The 21448-nt window shown below is 66.5% G+C and carries 16 protein-coding genes; 7 read left to right on the top strand and 9 right to left on the bottom strand.

Features of this window, described 5'->3' with window-relative positions:
- Window positions 1-2: 2 nt before the first annotated feature.
- A complete protein-coding gene (locus AACH00_RS08290) occupies window positions 3-2102 on the bottom strand; it encodes a bifunctional rhamnulose-1-phosphate aldolase/short-chain dehydrogenase (RefSeq protein ID WP_341398626.1) in 2100 nt (699 codons plus the stop codon).
- A 172-nt stretch (window positions 2103-2274) separates the two neighbouring features.
- On the bottom strand, window positions 2275-3318 hold the full coding sequence (locus tag AACH00_RS08285; RefSeq protein WP_341398625.1) for a LacI family DNA-binding transcriptional regulator: 1044 nt from the start codon (window positions 3316-3318) through the stop codon (window positions 2275-2277).
- A gap of 219 nt (window positions 3319-3537) precedes the next feature.
- Between AACH00_RS08285 and AACH00_RS08280 the strand changes: the two genes are divergently transcribed.
- The 6 genes from AACH00_RS08280 to AACH00_RS08255 all read left to right on the top strand — a co-directional run bounded on the left by AACH00_RS08280 (window position 3538) and on the right by AACH00_RS08255 (window position 14018).
- Window positions 3538-5874 (top strand): TonB-dependent receptor, encoded by a 2337-nt coding sequence (locus tag AACH00_RS08280; RefSeq protein WP_341398624.1) that lies wholly within the window; start codon window positions 3538-3540, stop codon window positions 5872-5874.
- A 91-nt stretch (window positions 5875-5965) separates the two neighbouring features.
- Window positions 5966-7321 (top strand): MFS transporter, encoded by a 1356-nt coding sequence (locus AACH00_RS08275; RefSeq protein WP_341398623.1) that lies wholly within the window; start codon window positions 5966-5968, stop codon window positions 7319-7321.
- A 45-nt stretch (window positions 7322-7366) separates the two neighbouring features.
- Window positions 7367-9958, top strand: a complete 2592-nt coding sequence (locus tag AACH00_RS08270; protein WP_341398622.1) for a family 1 glycosylhydrolase — start codon at window positions 7367-7369, stop codon at window positions 9956-9958.
- Complete coding sequence (locus AACH00_RS08265) at window positions 9955-10908, top strand: alpha/beta hydrolase (RefSeq protein WP_341398621.1); 954 nt, start codon at window positions 9955-9957, stop codon at window positions 10906-10908. Before AACH00_RS08270 ends, AACH00_RS08265 begins: the two co-directional genes overlap by 4 nt.
- Window positions 10909-11029: 121 nt before the next feature.
- Window positions 11030-13753, top strand: a complete 2724-nt coding sequence (locus AACH00_RS08260; RefSeq protein ID WP_341398620.1) for an alpha-L-rhamnosidase — start codon at window positions 11030-11032, stop codon at window positions 13751-13753.
- A gap of 4 nt (window positions 13754-13757) precedes the next feature.
- Complete coding sequence (locus AACH00_RS08255) at window positions 13758-14018, top strand: hypothetical protein (RefSeq protein WP_341398619.1); 261 nt, start codon at window positions 13758-13760, stop codon at window positions 14016-14018.
- A gap of 484 nt (window positions 14019-14502) precedes the next feature.
- On the opposite strand, the gene AACH00_RS08250 is transcribed toward AACH00_RS08255, so the two are convergent.
- Window positions 14503-15702, bottom strand: a complete 1200-nt coding sequence (locus tag AACH00_RS08250) for a M20 aminoacylase family protein (protein ID WP_341398618.1) — start codon at window positions 15700-15702, stop codon at window positions 14503-14505.
- A 7-nt stretch (window positions 15703-15709) separates the two neighbouring features.
- A complete protein-coding gene (locus AACH00_RS08245) occupies window positions 15710-16690 on the bottom strand; it encodes a Bug family tripartite tricarboxylate transporter substrate binding protein (protein ID WP_341398617.1) in 981 nt (326 codons plus the stop codon).
- Between the two features lie 130 nt (window positions 16691-16820).
- Between AACH00_RS08245 and AACH00_RS08240 the strand changes: the two genes are divergently transcribed.
- Window positions 16821-17705 (top strand): LysR family transcriptional regulator, encoded by an 885-nt coding sequence (locus tag AACH00_RS08240; RefSeq protein ID WP_341398616.1) that lies wholly within the window; start codon window positions 16821-16823, stop codon window positions 17703-17705.
- 20 nt (window positions 17706-17725) lie between these two features.
- On the opposite strand, the gene catC is transcribed toward AACH00_RS08240, so the two are convergent.
- Genes catC through AACH00_RS08215 form a run of 5 tightly spaced genes read right to left on the bottom strand, consistent with a single transcriptional unit; the run spans window position 17726 to window position 21441 of the window.
- Window positions 17726-18004 carry a muconolactone Delta-isomerase gene (catC, locus tag AACH00_RS08235; RefSeq protein WP_341398614.1) on the bottom strand — a complete coding sequence of 93 codons (279 nt, stop codon included), beginning with the start codon at window positions 18002-18004 and terminating at the stop codon, window positions 17726-17728.
- 16 nt (window positions 18005-18020) lie between these two features.
- On the bottom strand, window positions 18021-18845 hold the full coding sequence (gene pcaD / locus AACH00_RS08230; protein ID WP_341398613.1) for a 3-oxoadipate enol-lactonase: 825 nt from the start codon (window positions 18843-18845) through the stop codon (window positions 18021-18023).
- Between the two features lie 12 nt (window positions 18846-18857).
- Window positions 18858-20063: a 3-oxoadipyl-CoA thiolase gene (pcaF, locus tag AACH00_RS08225; protein WP_341398612.1), complete on the bottom strand. Its 1206-nt coding sequence runs from the start codon at window positions 20061-20063 to the stop codon at window positions 18858-18860.
- Entirely contained in the window at window positions 20060-20743 is a 684-nt protein-coding gene (locus tag AACH00_RS08220) for a 3-oxoacid CoA-transferase subunit B (protein WP_341398611.1), read from the bottom strand. Before AACH00_RS08220 ends, pcaF begins: the two co-directional genes overlap by 4 nt.
- Window positions 20740-21441, bottom strand: coding sequence for a 3-oxoacid CoA-transferase subunit A (locus tag AACH00_RS08215; RefSeq protein WP_341398610.1), 702 nt, complete (start codon window positions 21439-21441; stop codon window positions 20740-20742). The genes AACH00_RS08220 and AACH00_RS08215 overlap by 4 nt, the downstream gene beginning before the upstream one ends.
- Between the last annotated feature and the right edge of the window lie 7 nt (window positions 21442-21448).

The raw sequence follows: 21448 nt of genomic DNA, 5'->3' as shown, positions 1-21448 counted from the left end.
GTTCACCGGGTAAAGGCTGCGAGGTTGCCGGCATCCACGTTCAGGATGTTGCCGGTGCTCTTGGCGCTGAGGTGTTCGGCGGCGAAGAAGTAGGTGGCCTCGGCAATGTCTTCGGGCAGCACGCTGCGCTTGAGCAGGCTGCGGTCGCGGTAGAAGGCCTCGAGGTCGTTCTCGCCAATCTTGTTGGCGGCGGCGCGCTCCTCGCTCCACTTGCCAGTCCAGATCTTCGAGCCGCGGATCACCGCGTCGGGGTTCACCACGTTCGAGCGGATGCCCAGCGGTGCGCCTTCCAGCGCGAAGCTGCGGCTGAGCTGGATCTCGGCAGCCTTGGCCGCGCAGTAGGCGGTGGCCTGGTTGCTGGCCACCATGCCGTTCTTGCTGGCGATCATCACGATGGCGCCGCCGGTGCCCTGGGCCTTCATCTGCTTGAAGGCCTCGCGGCCAACCAGGAAGTAGCCGGTGGCCAGGATGCTCTGGTTGCGCATCCACAGGGCCAGCGTCGTCTCCTCGATCGGCGCGGCCGAGGCGATGCCGGCGTTGCTCACCAGGATGTCGACGCCGCCGAACTCGATGGCAGCGCGGCCGAATGCGGCGATCACGCTGGCTTCGTCGGTCACGTCGCAGCGCACGCCGCGCACATGGTCACGGCCGTGGGCTCGGGCCAGCTCGGCGCTCACGCTATCGAGTGCTTCCTGGTCGATGTCGGCCAGCACCACGCAGCCACCGTCGGCCAGGATGCGACGCGCAATCGCCTGGCCGATGCCGCCAGCGCCACCCGTCACCACGGCCACCTTGCCCACCATGGGCTTGGGGCGTGGCATGCGCTGCAGCTTGGCTTCTTCCAGCAACCAGTACTCGATGTCAAAGGCTTCCTGTTCGGGCAGGCCAACATACTCGTCCACCGCATTGGCCTCGCGCATCACGTTGATGGCGTTGACATAGAACTCGCCGGCGATGCGCGCCGTGGCCTTGTCCTTCGCGATGGTGACCATGCCGATGCGCGGCAGCAGGATGACCACGGGGTTCGGATCACGCAGCGCCGGGCTGGTCGGGCGCTTGCAGCGCTCGTAGTAGGCAGCGTAATCAGCACGGTAGCCGGCCACCAGCTCGTTCAGGGCCGCCTTCAGGGCGTCGCCATCGAGTTGGTAGACCGCCTCGGGCACGATCAGCGGGCGGATCTTTGTGCGCAGGAAGTGGTCGGGGCAAGAGGTGCCGAGGGCGGCCAGCGGCAGCAGGTCGTTCGAGTTGACGAAGGCCAGCACCTCGGGCGAGGTGTTCACATGCAGCAGCTTCGGCGCGCCCTCGGCCGACAGGCCACGCAGCACCGGCAGCACGCGGGCCAGGGTGGCGTCACGGTCAGCATCGGCCAGGGTGCTCACGGCGGCGCCGCCAAACACCTGCACCTGGCGCGCGGTGCGCTCGGTTTCCAGCCACTGCTGGGCCCGCTCGATCAGGCTCACGGTGTTCTCGTAGCAGCTCTTGGCGGTGTCGCCCCAGCTGAACAGGCCATGGCCGCCCAGCACGATGCCGCGCAGGCCCGGGTGAGCCTCGTTGTAGGCCGCCAGTTGCTGACCCAGCTCGTAGCCCGGACGCAGCCAGGGCATCCAGCCCACGGTGCCTTCAAACACCTGCTCGGTGATGGCTTGCGAGTTGGCCATCGCGGCCATCGCGATCACGGCGTCCGGGTGCATGTGGTCGACATGCGCATACGGCAGGCTGGAGTGCAGCGGCGTGTCGATGGACGCCGCGCGGCTGTTGAGGTTGAAGGTGCAGTGGGGCAGGTAGGCCACCATCTCGTCTTCATGCGCCAGGCCGCGGTAAAGGCCCTTGAGTGCGCGCAGCTTGTCCATGTACAGCGTGGAGAAGCCGTCGAGCTTCATCGAGCCCACATCACCACCCGAGCCCTTGACCCACAGCACCTCCACTTGCTCGCCCGTGAGCGGGTCGGTTTGCCAGATCTTCGCCGAGGTGTTGCCGCCGCCGTAGTTGGTGATGCGCAGGTCCGAGCCCAGCAGGTTCGAGCGATAGAGCAGGGCATTGGGCGCGTCGAGCGAGGCGGCGCGGGCGTCGTCCCACACGGGGAACGGGGTGGCAGTGGACATGGTGGTGGCAGCAGCGCTGTGCAAGTGGAAGGGCAGGTTGCCCGGCGCCTGGCCGAGCGGTGGCCGCACTGTAGGCAGCACCTGCGGCGCACTCAATGGCCCCGCGCTTGGGGGCCCCATCACTTTGGCTTATGGGGCGCAACGCCACGCTGCGCAGCGTCGCGCCGTGGCCTCATCCTTCGGCGGGCAGGCCGGCCGTGCTGCGTCCTTCCACCAGCTGGTACGGCAGCACCCGCTGGTAGCCCATGTCGGGGGTGGCCTGGCCGCGCAGGATCATGTCCACGGCCTCCCAGCCCATCTCGTGCAGTGGCTGGCGGATGGTGGTGAGCCGTGGCGTCACGATGCGGGCGATGTAGGAGTCATCGAAACCGACCACCGAGAGATCACGCGGTACGGCCAGGTTCAGCTCGGCCGCTACCTGCAACGCGGCTGCGGCCATATCGTCATTCGCGCAGAAGATGGCGGTGGGCGGCTGCTTGCGGCTCAGCATCGTGCGCAGCGGGGCCAGGGCTTCGTCGAAGTGGAACGAGCCGCAACTCATGTGCGCTGCGGGCACTTTCAGACCGGCCTCCAGCATGGCGTCAGCGAAGCCCTGGCGACGCTCGTCCGGCTGCGGATGGCCTTCGGGCAGACCGGCCAGAAAGCCGATGCGGCGGTGGCCCTGCGCGATCAATGCGCGGGTCATGGCGGCACCTGCGCTGCGCTCGTCGAAATACACCCGGGCGGCCGGGTCGTTCAGGCCGGCCGGGGCCACCCGCACGAGTGACACCTGACGTTCCCGCAGGGCCTGGATGAGCTTGGGAGAAATGCTCAATGGCAGTGTCAGCACCACGCCGCTGGGTTGCAGCTGGTCGACGATGTCGAGCACCTCGTCGATCAGCGCCTGACCGGTGTTCTGGCACGAGTGCACCGAGAGCATGTGGTCAGCATCACGGCAACGGTCGATCGCGCCTTGCTGGATCGGGTGGATGTAATGGATGACCGGGTTCTGGTAGAGCAGCGCGATCCACCGAGACTTGCCGCCACCCGTGCTGCGCGCCGCGATGTTCGGCCGGTAGCCCAACGCGGTGATGGTGGCCAGCACCGAGTCGCGCGTCTGCGGCTTCACCGCGGGGTCGTTGTTCAGCACCCGCGACACGGTGGTGGTGCCCACGCCAGCGGCACGCGCCACGTCGTAGATGGTGATCTTTTTCGGCGGCGTTGCGGGGGATTTCACCGGTGCATTGTCAACCGGAGGTGCAGCTTTGGAGGGCATGTCGAAGCCTCGATGCGTCAGGGTTTGCCTTGATGCGCAGTGGGGTGGTGGTTCACATAATGGAAGCGCTTCCAGGAACCGCTTCCAATTTCTACCAATGGCGGTACTGTAACCACGAACCACAACACAGGCGCGGCCACCAGCACGGTGCCACCGACGTCCACCACGGAGACAACGCACATGCATGCGCAGACCAACCCGCAGAAGACCCTGCACAAGTCCCTGAGCCCCCTGGTTCACCTGATGGCCGCCGGTGGCCTGATCGTTCTGGCGCTGCCCGTCGGCGCACAAACCGCCCCTGATCAGCCCAAGGCCGACAGCGGTGAGGTGCAGTCCGTGGTGGTCACGGCGCAGAAGCGCAGCCAGCGTCTGAAGGACGTGCCGGTGGCGCTGAGCGTGGTCAATGCCGAGCAGCTTGAAAAGCAGGGCATCCGCGACCTGGGTGATCTGGCCAAGTCGGCCGCCAGCCTGGAGTTCGGCGATCAGAAAACCGGCGGCGCCGGTGGCAGCGCTTCCATTCGCGGCATCGGCACGGCGGTGTTCACCACCTCGGCTGAAAGCTCGGTCGGCGTGGTGGTCGACGGCGTGCCGCTGGGCAACACGGCCGGCGGTGCGCTGTTCGACATGGAGCGCGTGGAAGTGCTGCGCGGCCCGCAGGGCACCTTGTTCGGCAAGAGCGCGTCGGCCGGTGTGCTGAACCTGGTGAGCAAGGCGCCGGTGCTGGGGCGCTTCGGTGGCTTCGCGAATGTCGAGCTGTCGGGTGCGGATGTGCTGGGCTCGAAGCTGGGCAACACCGTGGTGCGCGGCGGCCTGAATGTGCCGCTGACCGATGATTCCGCCCTGCGCGTCACGGCCCACTCTGACCGCCAGACCGGCGTGTACTTCAACGTCTTCAACAACACCGACAGTGCCACCACCGGCAACGGCGTGCGCTTGCGCTACCTGCTCAAGCCCGATGCCGACCTGGCCATCAACCTGATCGCCGAGCACGACCGCAGCAAGGCCACCGGCGCCACTTTCTTCGCGCCCGCGATTGCCTATGACAGCAACACCGCCGGCAACCATGCGCCGAAGGCCGAGTTCGCCGCCTGCGGTGTCACCGTCAGCCTGCGCAACAACACGGTTTGTTCCGACGCGCTGGAGTTGAACACGGCCCGTGTCAGCGGCCTGTCGGCCCAGATCGACAAGACCCTGGCCAACGGCTTGACGCTGACCTCGATCACCGCCGCGCGTGAACGCAGCACCGGCCCTGATTCGGCAGCCATCGACATGTCGCAAGGCTGGGACAAGGTGCGCACCAGCGACTCCACCAAGGACATCCGCCAGTTCAGCCAGGAGCTGCGTCTGTCCAGCCCGGGCAAGCAGGAAGTCGACTGGGTGGCCGGCCTGTTCCTGTCGGATTACCACTCCGACAAGCACATCATCACCACCATCCTGCCGCCGCCATACGTGCCCTCGCCGCCGGTGCCGCGCTCGATCACCAACACCGCCGACACAGTGACTGACAGCCGCTCGGCCGCCCTGTTTGGTCAGGCCAGCTTCAAGCTCAATGAGCAGTTCAGCGCCTTGGCGGGCCTGCGCTACACCCGTGACAAGGTGGAAGACACGCAGACCCAGTCCAGCGTGGTGGCGTTTGCACCGTTTACCCTGCCGGCCACGATCAAGACCGGCTCGGCGTCGATCACCAAGAGCAACCTGTCGGGCAAGGTCGGCCTGCAAGCCGTGCTCGACAAGGACACCAATGTCTACGCCACCTTGAGCCGCGGCTACAAGGCACCGCAGATCGACAACGACACGCCGATGGGCCTGCTCACCGCCAGTGGCACCACCACCGGCGACATCGTCAAGGCCGAGCAGCCGACCAGCTTCGAGCTGGGCTTGAAGACCAGCCTGCTGAACCGCCGTCTGGATGTGGACGTGGCCTTGTTCCGCACCACCATCAAGGACTTCCAGGAGCAGAACTGCACCCTGACGGCCATCGGCGCCCTGAACTGCATTCCGCTGAATGTGCCCAAGGTGCTGAGCTATGGCCTGGAGCTGGATCTGCGGGCCCGCCCGATGGCCGGCTTGACGGTGAATGCCAGCAGCGCGGTGATTCTCGGCACCGAGTACCCCACCGGCTTCCAGTTCGACGGCCAGGATGTGGGCGGCCAGCGCCTGCTGTATTCGCCCAAGGGCAAGGTCACGCTGGGCGTGGAATACACCACCGGCACCTTCGGCGACTACGAATGGAGCCTGGGTGCTGATGTGACCTACAAGACGGCCGTGCGCCTGTGCAACACGCTGGCACCGGAGTGCAGCTACCAGTCGCACACCATCGTTGGCCTGCGCACCGGTGTGCGCAGCCCGGACGACAAGTGGGGCGTCGGCCTGTTCGTTCGCAACGCCGGTGACGAGCGCGTGCCCAACGCCATCCTCTACCCGCTGCCGGGCAAGGGCGCAGGCTCGGGTTACGCCTACTCGCTGGGCGGCAACTCGTTCCGCAGTGTGGGCATCACGGCGGATGTGAAGTTCTGAGTGCTGCCGCAAGACCACCGCTGCCACGGCAGCGGGGCGATCTGACCGGCCGGCGAGCCTCCGTGGCCGCCGGCCTCACCTGAGAGTTTTCATGAGCAAGCTGCGACTGCCTTTGCACGAAAAAGTGGCCTACGGCCTGGGCAACTTCATGCCCACGGCCGTGACCGCCACCGGTGGCATGGCGATGTATTTCTACACCGACGTGGCCGGGCTGTCGGCGGCGTTCATCGGTACCTTGCTGCTGCTGGTGCGGGTGGTTGATGCCGTGTGGGACATCTGGGTGGGGCGCCGGGTAGACGCCACCCGCAGCCGCTTTGGCCAGGCCCGGCCTTACCTGCTGTGGTTCGCGCCGGTGCTCGCCCTGGCGCTGGTGCTGAGCTTCAGCGTGCCGCCGCTGGAGGGTGCGGCACGCACGGTGTATTACGTGCTGGCCTATGTGGCGCTGTGGTGTGCCTACAGCCTGATCCAGATCCCGTTCCAGTCGATGATGCCGATGATCGCGCCAGACCCGGACGAGCGTCTGCGTCTGGCGGGCGTCAACAGCCTCGTGCAGTTCGTCTTTGTCATCGGCTGCAGCGCGGGCTTCCCGATCTTGAAGGACGTGCTGTCGGACGGTGTGCCAGCGCAGGGTTTCCAGCTTGCGGCCATGCTGTTCGCCGGGCTGGGCCTGTTGTTCACCTGGCTGTGCTTTGCCTTTGTGCGTGAGCGCGTGCCGCCCATGTCCGGGCCGCGGGCGGCACTCAAAGCCGATCTGCGTTCCCTGCTGGCCAGCCGCGCCTGGCGCACGGGTGTGTTGGCGCAGTGTGTGCTGGGCGTGTTGATCGGCCTGCCCTTGTCGAGCGGCGTGTATTACTTCGCCGTGGTGATGGGCCAGCCACAGCTGATCGGGCCCTTCATGGGGCTGGGCGGCATCGGCCTGGTGCTGGGTGTGATCGTCAGTGACCAGCTCACCCGCCGTCTGTGCAAGAAGCGCGTTTATGTGGGCGCGATGCTGAGCGGCGCGGTGATGCTCAGCGCCATGCTGTTCGGCGGCGCTGATCGCCTGCCGCTGGTGTTTGCGCTGGCCTTGCTCAGCAACCTGTGCCTGGGCATCAGTGCGCCCATCAGCTATTCGATGAGTGGCGACATCGCCGACGACATCGAGCGCCGCGAGGGCCAGCGGGTGGTGGGCACCTTGGTTGCCACCATCAACTTCGCCTCCAAGGTGGGCTCGGGCCTGTGCAGCGCCATCGTTGGTGGCGTGCTGAGCTTCACCGCTTACCAGGCCGGCGTGGCTGCGCAGGCGCCGATGGCGCAGCAGGGCATCGTGGCCTTGATGAGCGTGATTCCGGCCCTGATGGCCTTGGGCGTGGCCGCCGTCATGGCATGGGGCTATCCGCTGGGCCGTGCCCAGCTGCAACAGATGAACGCCGAGCTGACCCAGCGGCGCACCGCTCAGGCGGCTTGATCTCTTTTTTGCCCCCAAGGCGGGGCTTATCGAATCGACACCATCATGACTTCACAATTTCCTACGGACTTTCGCTGGGGCGTGGCCACGGCTGCCCACCAGGTTGAGGGCTTCAACGACAACTGCGACACCTGGGCCGAAGAAATGGCCGAAGGCTCGCCTTACGTCGACAAGAGCGGCATCGCCATCGACCACTACCGGCGCTTCCGTGACGACATCGCGCTGATCGCCTCCCTCGGCTTCAAGCACTACCGCTTCTCGGTGGAGTGGGCACGTGTGGAGCCCAGCGAAGGCGTGTTCAGCGCCGAGGCCCTGACCCATTACCGCGCCGCGGTGGACGCCTGCGTGGAGCACGGCCTGGAGCCGCTGGTGACGCTGCACCACTTCACGTCGCCGAAGTGGCTGATGCCACTCGGCGGCTGGCGCGGTGAGCGCACGCCCGAGCTGTTTGCCCGCTATGTGGCGCAGGTGATGCCGGCCCTGGGCTCGGCGGTGCAACGCGTGGTCACGCTGAACGAATGCAACATCGGCGTGCTGCTGCAGTCGATGTTTTCGCAGCTGGGGTTTGTGCCGCCGATCGGGGTGGACGTGAAGGCCTGGCGCGCACCGGCCTGGCGCGAGAGCGCGGCCAAGGCCTGCGGCACCGATCCCATCACGTACTGCGGTTTCCAGATGGCCGGTGATGCGCGCGGTGTGGCCACGATCTCGGCGGCGCACATGGCCGCACGGGCGGTCATTCGCAAGGTGGCGCCGGGCGTGAAGGTGGGCCTGTCGCTGGCACTGTCGCAGCCGCACATGGTGCCCGGCGGTGAGCAGAACGCCGCCCGCATGTGGCACGGCAACTTCCGCCAGTGGCTGCCCGCCATCGACGGTGATGACTTCTTTGCCCTGCAGAACTACACCCGTGAAATCTACGGCCCGCAAGGCCAGGTGGCCACGCCTGCCGGCACGGAAACCACCGGCGCCGGTTATGAGTTTGCGCCCGAGGCGATTGCCTCGGTGGCGCGCCGCGTGGCGGCTGAGCTGAAGCTGCCCATCATCATCACGGAGAACGGCTATTGCGGTGACAACGACGAGCGTCGTGTGGTCTTCATCGATCGCGCGCTGGCCGGCCTGCACGCGGCCATCGCCGACGGCGTGCCCATCACCGGCTACACCTACTGGACGGCCTTCGACAACTTCGAGTGGGTGTTCGGTTTCGGCATGCGCTTCGGCCTGATCGCCGTGGATCGCAGCACGCAGCAGCGCCTGCCCAAGCCCAGCGCGTACCACCTGGGCACCATCGCACGGGCCAATGCGCTGGTGAATGCGGTGCAGCCACAGCCGCAGCCCGGTAATTCGGTTGACCTGCCGCAAGACCACCAGTACGTGCCGCCCGCCGCACCGCCGGGCGTGGTGTTCACCAACGTGCGTTTGTTTGACGGCACCGGCAGCGCGCCCTTCGCGGGTGAGCTGCGGGTGGACGGCAACCGCATCACCGCCATCGCCCGCGACGGCCAACGCGTGCCGCGCACCAACGCCCGGCTGGTCGACGGCCGTGGCGGGGTGCTGATGCCCGGCCTGACCGAAGCCCATGCCCACCTGACCTGGCCCACCAGCGTCGAGAAGTTCGTGCCCGGCATGTACCTGCCGCCCGAGCAACTCGCGCTGACGGCTGCACGCAATGCGCGCATCCTGCTCGACCATGGCTTCACCAGCTGCTATTCGGCCGGCGCCCTGAGCAAGACGCTGGAGATCAGCCTGCGCGACCAGATCGAGAGCGGCGGCTTGCCCGGCCCGCGCCTGATTCCGTCGTCCGTCGAGCGTGAACCGCCGAGCGACGGCACGCTGCTGGACCCGGGCAAGGCCGACGAGCACGGCGCCGGTCCGGTCAACGTGGCGGCCTTCGTCAAGGGCTGCAAGGACATCGGTGCGAAGTCGGTGAAGTTCCTGATCTCGGGCGAGAGCGCGCTCAAGCCGGGGGCATCGATGGAACTGCTTTACACGCCGGAAGAGCTGATGGCCGCGGGCGAAGCTGCGCGTGAGAACGACCTGTGGCTGACCGGCCATGCCCATGCGGCCGAGGCCGTGAAACTGGGCGTGAAGGCGGGCTTCCGCGTGCTGTACCACTGCACCTACGCCGACGAAGAAGCGCTGGACTTGCTGGAAGCGCACAAGGACGAGTTGTTTGTTGCGCCGAGCATCGGCATCATCCAGGCGACGCTGGACGCTGCACCCCCGCCGCACTTCGACATGACGCACATGAAGCAGGACGCCGAAGTGGTGCTGGCCCGTCAGAAGGTGCTGGTGCCCGAGCTGCGCCGACGTGGCATTCGCCTGCTGCCCGGCGGCGACTACGGTTTCCCGTTCAACCCCAATGGCCGCAATGCCTGGGACCTGGAGCTGTTCGTGCGCCACTTCGGCTACACGCCGGCCGAGGCCCTGAGTGCCGCGACGATGCTGGGCGGACAGATCATGGGCCTGGGTGATGAGCTGGGCCTGCTGCGCGAAGGCTTCCTGGCCGACCTGTTGCTGGTGGACGGCGACCCGACGCTCGACGTTGCCGTGATGCAGGACAAGCACAAGCTGGCCGCCATCATGAAGGACGGCGCTTTCCACAAGCTGCCGGTGAGCCAGCCAGAGGCGGTGGCGGCATGAAGCGCCGCGCTGCTCGCCGCGCACTCACGCTGAGTGCACTGTCGCTGGCTGCACTGTGCCTGCCCATGACTGCGTCTGCAGCCGAGGGCAATGCGCCCGCAGCGCCGGGCGGCTTCGTGTTTCGCACCGTGCCGGCGGCTCCGATGGTGTTGCCAGCGCCGATCGAGCTGGGTGGCGCTGCAAACAACAACGCCCCGGCCTTCCAGTGGACCGGTCTGGGCCGCGAGCGTGTCGTGCGCAACGTGGTTCGGCCGCAGCTGTTCGTGGTGCGGCCTGCCGCCGGGCAGGCCAACGGCCGGGCGGTGCTGGTGGTGCCGGGTGGCGGCTACCAGTTCGTCGCCATCGAGAACGAGGGCATGCCGGTCGCGCAGAAGCTCGCGGCCGAAGGCACCACCGCATTCGTGCTGGTGTACCGCGTCAACCCCACGCCGGTACCGGATGATGACTTCGCTGCCGTCATCAACCAGGAGATCGCCAAGCGCTTTGCGCCCGGTGCCCCGAAGGCGACCGATGATCTGCAGCCCTACGCACCGGCCGTGGCCGATGCCAAGGCTGCCATGGTCTGGCTCAAGGCGCATGCGGTCGAGCAGGGCATTGATGTGCAGCGCATCGGCTACATCGGTTTTTCAGCGGGTGCGCGCACCGGCCGGGCGCTGGTGTCGCAAGCCAGCGCTGATGAAATGCCGGCCACGCTGGCGTTGATCTACGGCGGCTTCTATGCCACCCAGCCACGCCAGCCGGTGCCGCCGCTGTTCCTGGCCCAGGCAGCGGACGATGCGCTGTTCCCGCCCAACAGTTTTGACATGGTCCAGAACTGGCGGCAGGCCGGCCAGCGTGTCGAGTTGCACCTGTATGAGCGTGGGGGCCACGGCTTCGGCGCCATGGCGCCGCGCGGCAATACCAGCGACGGCTGGATGAGCGCCTACCTGGCTTGGCTGGCCCGCCAATGAGTGAAGGCCCCGGGCGCCGGATGTGTCTTCCGGTGCTGCCTGGTTTCCACCCCGACCCCGGCGTCTGCCGGGTCGGGGAGGATTTTTCTCCCTGGGCGTTTTGACGCGTGACTGCATGACCATGGATACCGAATTTGATGCCCTGGCCGATGGCCTGATCTGGCTGGCCGCTGAAGACGAGGCCGGCCGTGCCGAGCGTGAAGCCGGCTGGTGGTGGGCCTGGGGCGAAACCCCGGGCGAGAAGGCGCCACGGGCCTTTGTGTGGCGCTTCACGCTCGCCCAGCCATTGACCGACGCTCGCCTCAGCGTGGCGGCCCAGAAGGGCTTGCCCGGCGTGTGGCTCGACGGCGTGTTGCTGCATGCCTCCACCGACCCGATGGCGGGCCGCGAGTTGCAAGACATTGCGCTGGGCGACCTGGCCGCTGGCGAGCACCGCCTGGCCGTGGCCGTGCGCACCTTCCACCCCTTCATCGCGGAGCCGCGACAAGGCGGTGTCGGGGCTTTGCTGCGGGCCTCGGGTGAACAAGGCGACGCGGTGTTTCTGGCGCCGCAGCCGGCTGACTGGTTGACATGCCAGGGCGCCGAAGAAGGCTGGCACGCAGCCGATGCGGTGCTGCTGGCGCCCGCCTGGGCGCCGGCGCGAGCGCCTGTCGAGGCGATCGACTGGCACCCGGCGCCCGCTCAGCCCGCGCGCTTGATGCGCCGCGAATTCACGCTGCCCGGCCCCGTGCAGCAGGCGCGTCTGCACATCACCGCCCTGGGCGGCTACGAGGCGCTGCTGAACGGCCAGCGGATCAGTGATGCTTTGCTGACACCGGAAAACAGTGACTTCCGTGTGCGCTTGCTGGTGCAAAGCCATGACGTGACCGCGCTGCTGCACGCCGGCCCCAACGCGCTGGGCGTGATGGTGGGGGACGGCTTCTACGCCAGCGAGGCGATTGGCCGTGGCCGCTATCCGTTTGGCTCAGCGCCGCGCCGTTTGTGGGCACGTCTGGAGGTGCTGCTGGCCGACGGCAGCACGCAGGTGTGGGGCACCGACACCGCCTGGCGCAGCGCCACCGCCCCGGTGCGTTTTGCCGAGATTTACCACGGTGAAAGTCATGACGCGCGGCTGGAGCAGGCCGGCTGGGCCAGCCCGGGTTTCGATGACCGAGATTGGCTGCCTGTCTGGGCGGCACCGGTGCCGCCCTGCGCCCTGCATCTTCAGGGCAGTGAGCCAATCCGCGAGACGCTGAGCTTGGCGCCACGCCAGATCACCCAACTGCCCAACGGCGAGCATGTGCTCGACTTCGGCCAGAACTTCGCCGGTTGGTGCCGTATCCGGGTGCGGGGTGAGGCCGGCCGAACGGTGACGCTGCGCTTCGCCGAAATCCTCGGTGATGACGGCCAGATCGACATGCGCAACCTGCGCGCCGCCCGCTGCACCGACCGCTACACCTTGCGAGGCGATGCTGCTGGCGAGACCTGGGCGCCGCGCTTCACGTACCACGGCTTCCGCTATGTGCAGGTCAGTGGCTGGCCGGGCGAGTTGAAAGCCAGCGACATCGACGGCGTGGTGGTGCACAGCGACCTGGCCGTGACGGGCGAGTTTGAAAGCAGCCACCCCGTGCTGCAGGGCCTGTGGCACAACACCTTCTGGAGCCAGCGCAGCAACTTCGTCGGCGTGCCCACCGATTGCCCGCAGCGCGACGAGCGCCTGGGCTGGACGGGCGATGCGCAGGTGTTCTGGCCCACGGCGGCCTGCAACATGGATGTGCGGGGTTTTACCCGCCGGTTCCTCGGTGATTTGCGGGCCAGCCAGCGCGCCGACGGCGCCTATGCCGACACCAACCCGCCCGCCTTGCCCGCCTACGGCGCACATGGCTGGAGTGACGCTGGCGTGGTGCTGCCGCACACCTTGTGGCGCCACTACGCCGACACCACCGTGCTGGACGAGCATTGGGCCTCGATGGAGCGGTGGATGCACTGGATCGCCGAGGTCAACCCCGATGGCCTGTGGCAGCAACGGCGCGAGGTGGACTTTGGCGATTGGCTGTCGCTTGACGCCAAGACCTTGATGGACGAAACCACGCCGAAGCTGCTGACCGCCACGGCCTGCTGGGCCCGCATGCTGGGCATGATGGCCGAGCTGGCGCGGGTCAGCGGGCGCGCCGAGCGCGCGGCGCATTTCACCGTCTGGCAGCAGCGCGTGCGGGCGGCGTTCAATGCGCGCTTCGTGCAGGCCGAAGGGCAGGTGGGCAACCACAGCCACACCGGCTACATCCTGGCGCTGGCGTTTGATCTGCTGCCTGACGACTTGCGCGCTGCGGCGGCTTCACACCTGGCCGCTGCCATCCGCGCACGCGGCACCCTGTTGACCACCGGTTTTCTGGGCACGCCCTACAGCCTCGACGTGCTGGCAGCGCATGGCCATGCCGACCTGGCCGTTGAGCTCTTGCTGCGCACCGAATTCCCGAGCTGGGGATACATGGTGGTGCGCGGCGCCACCACCATCTGGGAGCGCTGGAATGGCGATACCGGTGACGTGGCGATGAACTCGTTCAACCACTACGCACTGGGTGCCGTGACGGGCTTCCTGTACCGCCGTGTGGCTGGCGTGGAAGCCGCCAGCCCGGGCTTTGCGGCGGTGTTGTGCCGGCCCTTGATGGACGCCCGTCTGGGCAGTGGCCGCGCGGTGCAGCACACGGTGCATGGCCCGGTGGTGGCAACCTGGGGCGTGATGGCTGATGGGGCCTGCTGGCATGAATGGCAGCTGCCGGACGGTCTGCCAACCACATTCTGCCTGCCGGGGCAGCCACCGTTGCAGCGGGCAGGGGGCACGCACCGTTTCCAGCGCGAAGCCTGACCGCATGGCGCACGCATCGCCCACCGCCAGCCCCCGGTTCGCCGATGCCGAGCGGCGGCACTTGTTGAAGACGCCCGGGCTGGGCCCGATCGTGATCGAACGGCTGGAAGCGGCCGGCATCGCTTCAATAGCCACGCTGCACCGCCTGGGGGTGGAGACGGTGGTGTGCGCCTTGTGTGCCCCCGGCACCAACCTCGCCTGGCGCAATCGGCGCAATGCCTTGCAGCAGGCGCTGACCAGCTATCTCCACCGGTCTGGCGCCTGACCAGGAAGCCGTGTGCCGTCCGGGGCGTGCCCACTCAATATGTGCGCGGGCACGCCACACTTTTCGCGTGGCGCCAGTCCAGCGCCAGGTTGGTTTTGATCCGATCAAGTCGCCTCATGGCTGTGTGACTTGTCTAAACGTGGTTGTTAAAAAGGGCAGACCGGACATCACGTCTGGTTGATCATAGGTCGCGCGGGTGTTCAGGATCGCGTCAGACAGATCCAATTTGTAGCTTCGGTGTTAGTTCGAGTTGACCCAGCCGATTAGTGCTCTTCTTGAGGACAACGGACGCCAAACAATGGATCACCCCGACGCGATCCACGCGGGACAATCGGCGGCGATTGTCAACAGTCGGTCCTCGGGAACCTTGCAAACGGTTGAATCCGCCGCTGACTCGCATCATTCTCACGCGGCGCCGAACACGCTCCCATCCTCAGCAACGCAGCGTGCGAGGATGGGAGCGGTTCAGGCAGGGTTCAGACGCTCATGGAACGACTTGCTCGTGGGCCAGGAGGTAGCGTTCAACCAGCAGTGCCCAGTAGGCGCTGCCAGTGGCCACGTTATGGTCATTGAAGTCGTAGCCAGGGTTGTGCACCATGCAGCCACCTCCACCACTGGTGGCGTCGGTACCGTTGCCGATCAGCACGTAGCTGCCCGGGACACGCTCCAGCATGAAGGCAAAGTCCTCGCTGCCCGTCAGCGGTGGGCCTTGTGGCGTCACTCGCTCAGCGCCAACCAGCTCGATCGCCACCTCACGCGCAAAGTCGGTTTCAGCCGCCGTATTGACCAGTACGGCATAGCCTGGCTTCCAGTCGATCGTCGCTTTGACCCCGAAGCTGTCGGCCTGCGCTGCCACCAGGGCCTTGAGGCGGCGCTCAATCGTGGCACGCACCTCGCGGTCCAGTGCTCGCACGCTGATCTCCAGCGTGGCACTGGCCGGTATCACATTGTTGGCCATGCCGCTGTGTAGCGCACCCACAGTCACCACCGCAGCCTGGAGCGGGTCAATGTTGCGTGAGACGATGGTCTGCAGCGCCATGACGATGCTGGCTGCAGCCACGATCGGGTCGGCTGCCCGATGCGGCATCGCGCCATGCCCACCGGTTCCGGTGAGCGTGATCGTGGCGTAGTCCGACGAGGCCATGGCAGCCCCTTCTCGCAGGACGAAGTGCCCCTGTGCGATGCCGGGCATGTTGTGCATCGCGAAGACAGCATCGCAAGGGAAGCGTTCGAACAGCCCGTCGTCCATCATGCGAAGCGCGCCGCCGCCACCTTCTTCCGCAGGCTGGAAGATCAGGTGCAGCGTGCCGTCGAAAGTACCTTGTTCGGCCAGATGGCGCGCCGCAGCCAGCAGCATGGCCGTGTGGCCGTCGTGACCGCATGCGTGCATGACCCCGGGGTGGACGCTCGACCAGGCGTTGCCACTGTCTTCGTTGATCGGCAGCGCGTCCATGTCGGCGCGGATGCCCAGCCGCCGGGCGCTGTTGCCGCGCACAAGAGTGCCGACCACGCCAGTGCTCCCGATCCCGCGCTGGACCGAATAGCCCCAGCCCTCGAGCTTGTCCGCCACCAAGCTGGCCGTACGGTGTTCCTGAAAAGCCAACTCAGGATGGCGGTGGATGTCACGGCGCAGGCTGATGAATTCACCAGCCCGGGCCTGCAGAGCCTGCAACAAGTAGGTCACGGACGGCTCACTGTGGCTGCAGGTGGATCTGCTTGGCGATGGCGCGATAACGCGAGGTTTCGGTATCGAAGAATTTCGCCGACTCTGCAAGCGACATGGGGGCTGCCGGCATCTGGGTCTGCGCCGCCAGTTGCGCGCGTACCGTCGGGTCTTGCAGCGCCTTTCCGATGGCTGCGTGCAGGCGCACGACGACAGGCTCTGGCGTGTTCTTCGGCACCATGAAGCCGGTCCAGATCTTGTACGAGAAGTCCTTCAACGACTGGCTTTCACCGGCCGCAGGCACGCCCTTCAGCAGCTCCGAGCGCTGAGCCCCCAACTGACCAATCACCTTCAGGCGCCCCTGATCGGCGAGTGCCCCCATCGCGGCGCTGTAGACGAGCACGGCGAAGTCGACCTGGCCACCACCAATGTCCTGCAGCAGCGGCGCATTGCCCTTGTAGGGCACATGCGCCAGCTTGACGCCGGTCTGCGTCTGTACGTTTTCGAGGATCAAGTGGTAGAGCGAGCCGACACCCACGCTGCCGTAGGTCAGCGGCTTGTCCGCCGACTTCCGGGCCAGGGCAATGAGCTCGTCGACGCTGTTGACGGGCAGGTCCTTGCGCGTCACGAAGACCATCACTGCATCGGCCACCGGGTGCACCAGGCGGAAGTCCTCGGTCTTGAGCTTCACCGCGGCATTGGCCAGCGGAGACAGGATCGCCTCGTTGGGCGAGCCCTGGAAGATGTAGTAGCCATCGGAGGGCGCAGCCAGCACCTTCTGAGCCGCCAACGCGCCGCTGACGCCACCGAGGTTTTCCACCAGCACCTGCTGCCCCAACTCCTTGCCGAGCGGGTTGAAGAAGATGCGAGCGATGGCGTCGGAGGGGCCGCCCGCCGGGTAAGGCACCATGAGGTTGACCGGCTTCGTGGGCCATGTCTGGGCGATGGCGGCGGAGGCACTGAGCAGAAGGCCGGCGATCAAGGTCACTGAGCGTTGGGTTTTCGTCATGGCAACTCTTTCCGGTGAGGTCAGGTAGGGGCTTCGGATGTCATCAATGTAGGTTTCGGACGGGGAGACGTCCAATGCATTGTTGATGCCGATATGATGAGTCCATTGCATGCATTGCACAGGTTTACCCGTGACGCTGGTTCAGCTTCGACACCTGATTTCTCTCGCTCAGAGCGGATCGTTCACACGGTCCGCCGAGGCGTTGTTCCTGACCCAACCGGCGTTGAGCCGCAGCATCAGGGCGCTGGAGGAAGAACTGGGGCAGCCGCTGTTTGACCGGGTCGGGCGTCGCAGCATACTGACGCCCTTCGGTGCAGAGACGTTGCAGCGCGCCCGGCAATTGGTCTTCGACGCAGACGAATTGGCCGGCAGCGGGCTGGTCTTGCGGGAGGGCCGATCGGGCACCGTGCGCATCGGGCTGGGCTCGGGGCCGGGCGCGATGCTGATGACACCGCTGCTGAAGATGATGGCGAAATCGCATCCCACGATTCACATCGAGGTTGCGCGCGGGCCTACCGACATGCTCGCCCGACGCTTGCGCGAACGGGAACTCGATGCGCTGGTCGTCGATGTGCGCTCACTGTCGCCGGCACCCGACCTGCGGGTGGCGAACGTGGTCGAAATGCGCGGTGCCTTCATGGTGCGCGAAGGGCATCCGCTCACCCGCTGGAAGGGCGTTCTGCGCTTCGACGCCTTGCGCCAGTTTCCGATCGCCTCTACACCGCTGAGTGATGAAGTCGCGCGCACGATGGTTGAGCGCTATGGTCCGGCGGCTCATCCGTCGGAGTGCGTCACCTTGCGTTGCGAAGAGATCCCGAGTCTCGTGGATGTGGTCCGCCACAGTGATGCGGTGTTGATCGCCATCCGCACGGCGGCGCCGGACTTGGTGGAGTTGGTGCTCAAGCCCGCCATCAGCGCGACAGCGCGTTTCGGGATCGTCACGCTCGCCCGCAGAGCCGAGCCGCCTGCGCTCTCGATCGTGAGAAAACTCATTGCGGAATTGATGCACGACTGACAGCAGTCGTGAGTTGCCGACTAAACGATGGACGACGGATGCTTGGCCAACGGTGTGACCGTGATCTTCATGAACGGGAACAGCGGGAGCTTGCTGAGCGTGTCGTGCAATTCGTCGTTGCTGTCCACATCGAACACGCTGTAATTGGCGTACTCGCCCACCACACGCCAGAGATGCGGCCATCGACCTGCGTGCTGCAGTTGCTGCGAGTAGGCCTTCTCATCGGCCTTGATGCGGGCGGCTTCCTCAGGCGCCAGGGTGGCAGGGATGTTGACGATCATGTGGACCAGGTACAGCATGGGTGTCCTCTCGGATTCAAGACGGATGCGCAGTGGCAAGAAATTGCAGCACGGCCTGGTTGAACGCCTGCGGCGCCTCCAGGTTGGACAGATGCGAAGCCGCCACCACGGCCAACTGCGCACCGTGGATATCGGCCAGCATGTCCCGTGCGTCGGCCGTGGTGGTGACGGGGTCAGACGCGCCGGCCAGCAGCAGCGTGGGTGAGGTGATGTGGCCCAGCTTGCTGCGCAGGTCGGAATTGGCAAGTGCCCCGCAGCAGGCCGCATAACCCTGAGGTGCGGTGTCGGTGATCCAGGCTTGTGCGGCTTGCACGGTGGCGGCTTGCGCGGCGACGAAGTCGGCACTGAACCACCGGCCCGGTGCCGACGCGGCCAGGGCCTGCATTGCTGCCTGACCGCCTTGATTCACCGTCGCGGCCCGCTCGTTCCAGCCCTGTTCCGTGCCGATGCGGGCTGCGCTGTTGCACACCGCGATCGCGCTGAAGCGGGCGCTGGCATGGATGCCCAGCCACAGGCCCGTGTGGCCTCCCATCGAGATGCCGCAGAACGCTGCCTGTTCGATGTTCAATGCGTCCATCACTGCCAGCACGTCCTGCCCCAGCTCCGCGACGCTGTAGGGTCCCGGCGTGACTGGGCTGCCGCCGTGGCCGCGCGTGTCGTAACGGATCAGCCGGTGATGCTCGGAGAACGACGCGACTTGCGGGTCCCACATCGCCAGGTTGGTGCCCAGAGAGTTGGACAGGATCAGCGCCGGCGCAGCCGCATCGCCATCCACCGTGACGCGGAAAGTGCCGCGCGCAGTGCTCAGGAGCACGGGTGCTGAAGGATTGCCTTTTGGCATGACGCTCCTCACTCAAACGCGTTCGACGATCAGTGCAATGCCTTGCCCCACCCCGATGCACATGGTGCACAGCGCGTAGCGGCCGCCACCGCGGTGCAGTTGCGCGATGGCCGTGGTCACCAAGCGCGCACCGCTGGCACCCAGCGGGTGGCCCAGGGCAATGGCGCCACCTTGCGGGTTGACTCTCGCGTCGTCGTCCGCCAAACCGAGCTGCCGCAGCACGGCAAGGCCTTGGGAGGCGAAGGCTTCGTTGAGCTCGATCACGTCCATCTGCTCCAGCGTGAGACCGGTCTGCGCCAGCACCTTTTGCGTGGCTGGGGCGGGGCCGATGCCCATGACGCGTGGCGCCACGCCCGCCGTCGCCATGCCGATCACGCGAGCCCTGGGTGTGAGTCCGTGCCGCTCGGCCGCGGCCGCGCTGGCCAGCAGCACGGCGCAGGCGCCATCGTTCACACCACTGGCATTGCCGGCCGTCACACTGCCGCTGGCCCGCACCACAGGCTTGAGCTTGGCAAGCGCTTCCAGCGTGGTTTCGCGCGGGTGCTCGTCCACGGCGACCCGCAGCGCCTCGCCCTTGCGTTGGGGCACAAGCACCGGCACGATCTCGGCCGCGAACAAGCCGGCCTGTTGCGCCGCCGCGGCCTTGGCTTGGCTGCGCCAGGCGAAACGGTCCTGGTCTGCACGTGAGATGGCGAATTCCTCTGCCACGTTCTCTGCCGTTTCGGGCATGGCGTCCACGCCGTACAGCGCCTTCATATGCGGGTTGACGAAGCGCCAGCCGATGGTGGTGTCCTGGATGGTGTTGTGGCGCGAGAAGGCCGATTCCGCCTTGGGCACGACGAAGGGTGCGCGGCTCATGCTTTCGACGCCGCCGGCGATCATCAGACTGGTTTCCCCTGACTTGATAGCCCGCGCTGCGATGCCGACGGCATCCATGCCCGAGCCGCAAAGCCGGTTGACGGTGGTGCCGGGAACCTCCAAGGGCAGGCCTGCCAACAGAAGGGACATGCGGGCCACGTTGCGGTTGTCTTCACCCGCCTGGTTGGCGCAGCCGAAAACCACGTCGTCAACGGCTTGCCAGTCCACTCTCGGGTTGCGCTCGATCAATGCCTTGAGCACCACGGCGCCCAGGTCGTCCGGACGCACGGACGACAGCGCGCCGCCGTACTTGCCGAAGGGGGTGCGAACGGCGTCGCAGATGAACACGGACTCGGTCATGAAAGGTCCTGGTTTTGCAGAGGGGATGGTGGCGCGGCGACGATAGGCAGACCGACGAGCGCTTCAAGCGCCTCGCGGCTCAGGCCGTCAACGGCGTCCAGCAATTGCAGGCCCTGCGGTGTGCAGGCGAATGTCGCCAGGTCGGTGTAGACACGCTTGACGCAGGCCAGGCCCGTCAAGGGGTAGCTGCATTTCTCGACCAGTTTGCTCTCGCCCTGCTTGGTGAGCAGGTCCATCATCACCCAGGTCTGTTTGGCGCCGATGGCCAGGTCCATGGCACCGCCGACCGCCGGAATGGCGCCGGGCACCCCGGTGCTCCAATTGGCCAAGTCACCTGTAGCACTGACCTGGAACGCACCCAGCACGCAGATGTCCAGGTGGCCGCCGCGCATCATCGCGAAGCTGTCTGCATGGTGGAAGTACGCGCCGCCCGGCAGCAGTGTCACGGGCTGCTTGCCGGCATTGATCAGGTCGTAATCTTCGTGGCCCGGCTGCGGGGCAGCACCCATGCCCAGGATGCCGTTCTCGCTGTGCAGGATCACCTCGCGCCCGGCGGGCAGGTGGTTGGCCACCAGCGTGGGCTGGCCGATGCCGAGGTTGACGACGGCGCCGTCGAAGATGTCCTGGGCCACTCGCGCTGCGAGCTGCTCCTTGGTGCGACGTGGATAGTTCATGCTCATGCCGCCCTCTTGAAGCCACCGGCCTGAGTAGCGACGCGGTCGATCTGGACGACCCTGTTGACGAAGATGCCCGGCGTGACGATGGCCTCCGGGTCCAGCGCGCCGAGCTCCACGATGTCGTGTACCGTGGCGATGGTGCGCCGCGCGGCCATCGCCATCACGGGGCCGAAGTTGCGCGCTGCCTTGCGGTAAACCAGGTTGCCCCAGCGGTCGCCCGCTTCGGCCTTGATCAAGGCGACATCACCATGGATGGGGTACTCCAGCACGTACTGCTTGCCATTGATCTCGCGTGTTTCGCGGTCGCCGGCCAGTTCGGTGCCGAAACCCGTCGGGCAGAAGAATGCGCCAATGCCGGCGCCGGCCGCACGGATGCGCTCAGCCAGGTTGCCCTGCGGTACCAGTTCGAGCTCCAACTTGCCGGCGCGGTACAGGCCGTCGAACACCTGGCTGTCTGCCTGCCGCGGGAAGCTGCAGATGATCTTGCGCACGCGGCCTGCCTTCAGCAGCGCGGCCAGGCCGACCTCCGCATTGCCTGCGTTGTTGTTGACGACAGTGAGGTCCCTGGCGCCTTGCGCGATCAGGCCGTCAATCAGTTCGTTGGGAATGCCGGCCGTGCCGAAGCCGCCGATCAGTACGGTGGCGCCGTCCTCGATGCCGGTCAAGGCCTCGGCAACTGAATGGGCGATCTTGTTGATCATGACAACC

Source organism: Ideonella margarita (assembly GCF_038066635.1).
In the GTDB taxonomy this organism is placed as follows: Bacteria; Pseudomonadota; Gammaproteobacteria; order Burkholderiales; family Burkholderiaceae_C; genus Ideonella; species Ideonella margarita.
Note: the sequence above shows the minus strand (reverse complement) of the source record. Positions and strands in the feature narration are given on the sequence as shown.

What these genes read in the sequence shown, in the direction of transcription:
- AACH00_RS08290 (WP_341398626.1), bottom strand. Translation starts at nt 2,102, where the DNA reads ATGTCCACTGCCACCCCGTTCCCCGTGTGGGACGACGCCCGCGCCGCC.
- AACH00_RS08280 (WP_341398624.1), top strand. Translation starts at nt 3,538, where the DNA reads ATGCATGCGCAGACCAACCCGCAGAAGACCCTGCACAAGTCCCTGAGC.
- AACH00_RS08275 (WP_341398623.1), top strand. Translation starts at nt 5,966, where the DNA reads ATGAGCAAGCTGCGACTGCCTTTGCACGAAAAAGTGGCCTACGGCCTG.
- AACH00_RS08270 (WP_341398622.1), top strand. Translation starts at nt 7,367, where the DNA reads ATGACTTCACAATTTCCTACGGACTTTCGCTGGGGCGTGGCCACGGCT.
- AACH00_RS08265 (WP_341398621.1), top strand. Translation starts at nt 9,955, where the DNA reads ATGAAGCGCCGCGCTGCTCGCCGCGCACTCACGCTGAGTGCACTGTCG.
- AACH00_RS08260 (WP_341398620.1), top strand. Translation starts at nt 11,030, where the DNA reads ATGGATACCGAATTTGATGCCCTGGCCGATGGCCTGATCTGGCTGGCC.
- AACH00_RS08255 (WP_341398619.1), top strand. Translation starts at nt 13,758, where the DNA reads ATGGCGCACGCATCGCCCACCGCCAGCCCCCGGTTCGCCGATGCCGAG.
- AACH00_RS08245 (WP_341398617.1), bottom strand. Translation starts at nt 16,690, where the DNA reads ATGACGAAAACCCAACGCTCAGTGACCTTGATCGCCGGCCTTCTGCTC.
- catC (WP_341398614.1), bottom strand. Translation starts at nt 18,004, where the DNA reads ATGCTGTACCTGGTCCACATGATCGTCAACATCCCTGCCACCCTGGCG.
- pcaD (WP_341398613.1), bottom strand. Translation starts at nt 18,845, where the DNA reads ATGCCAAAAGGCAATCCTTCAGCACCCGTGCTCCTGAGCACTGCGCGC.
- pcaF (WP_341398612.1), bottom strand. Translation starts at nt 20,063, where the DNA reads ATGACCGAGTCCGTGTTCATCTGCGACGCCGTTCGCACCCCCTTCGGC.
- AACH00_RS08220 (WP_341398611.1), bottom strand. Translation starts at nt 20,743, where the DNA reads ATGAGCATGAACTATCCACGTCGCACCAAGGAGCAGCTCGCAGCGCGA.
- AACH00_RS08215 (WP_341398610.1), bottom strand. Translation starts at nt 21,441, where the DNA reads ATGATCAACAAGATCGCCCATTCAGTTGCCGAGGCCTTGACCGGCATC.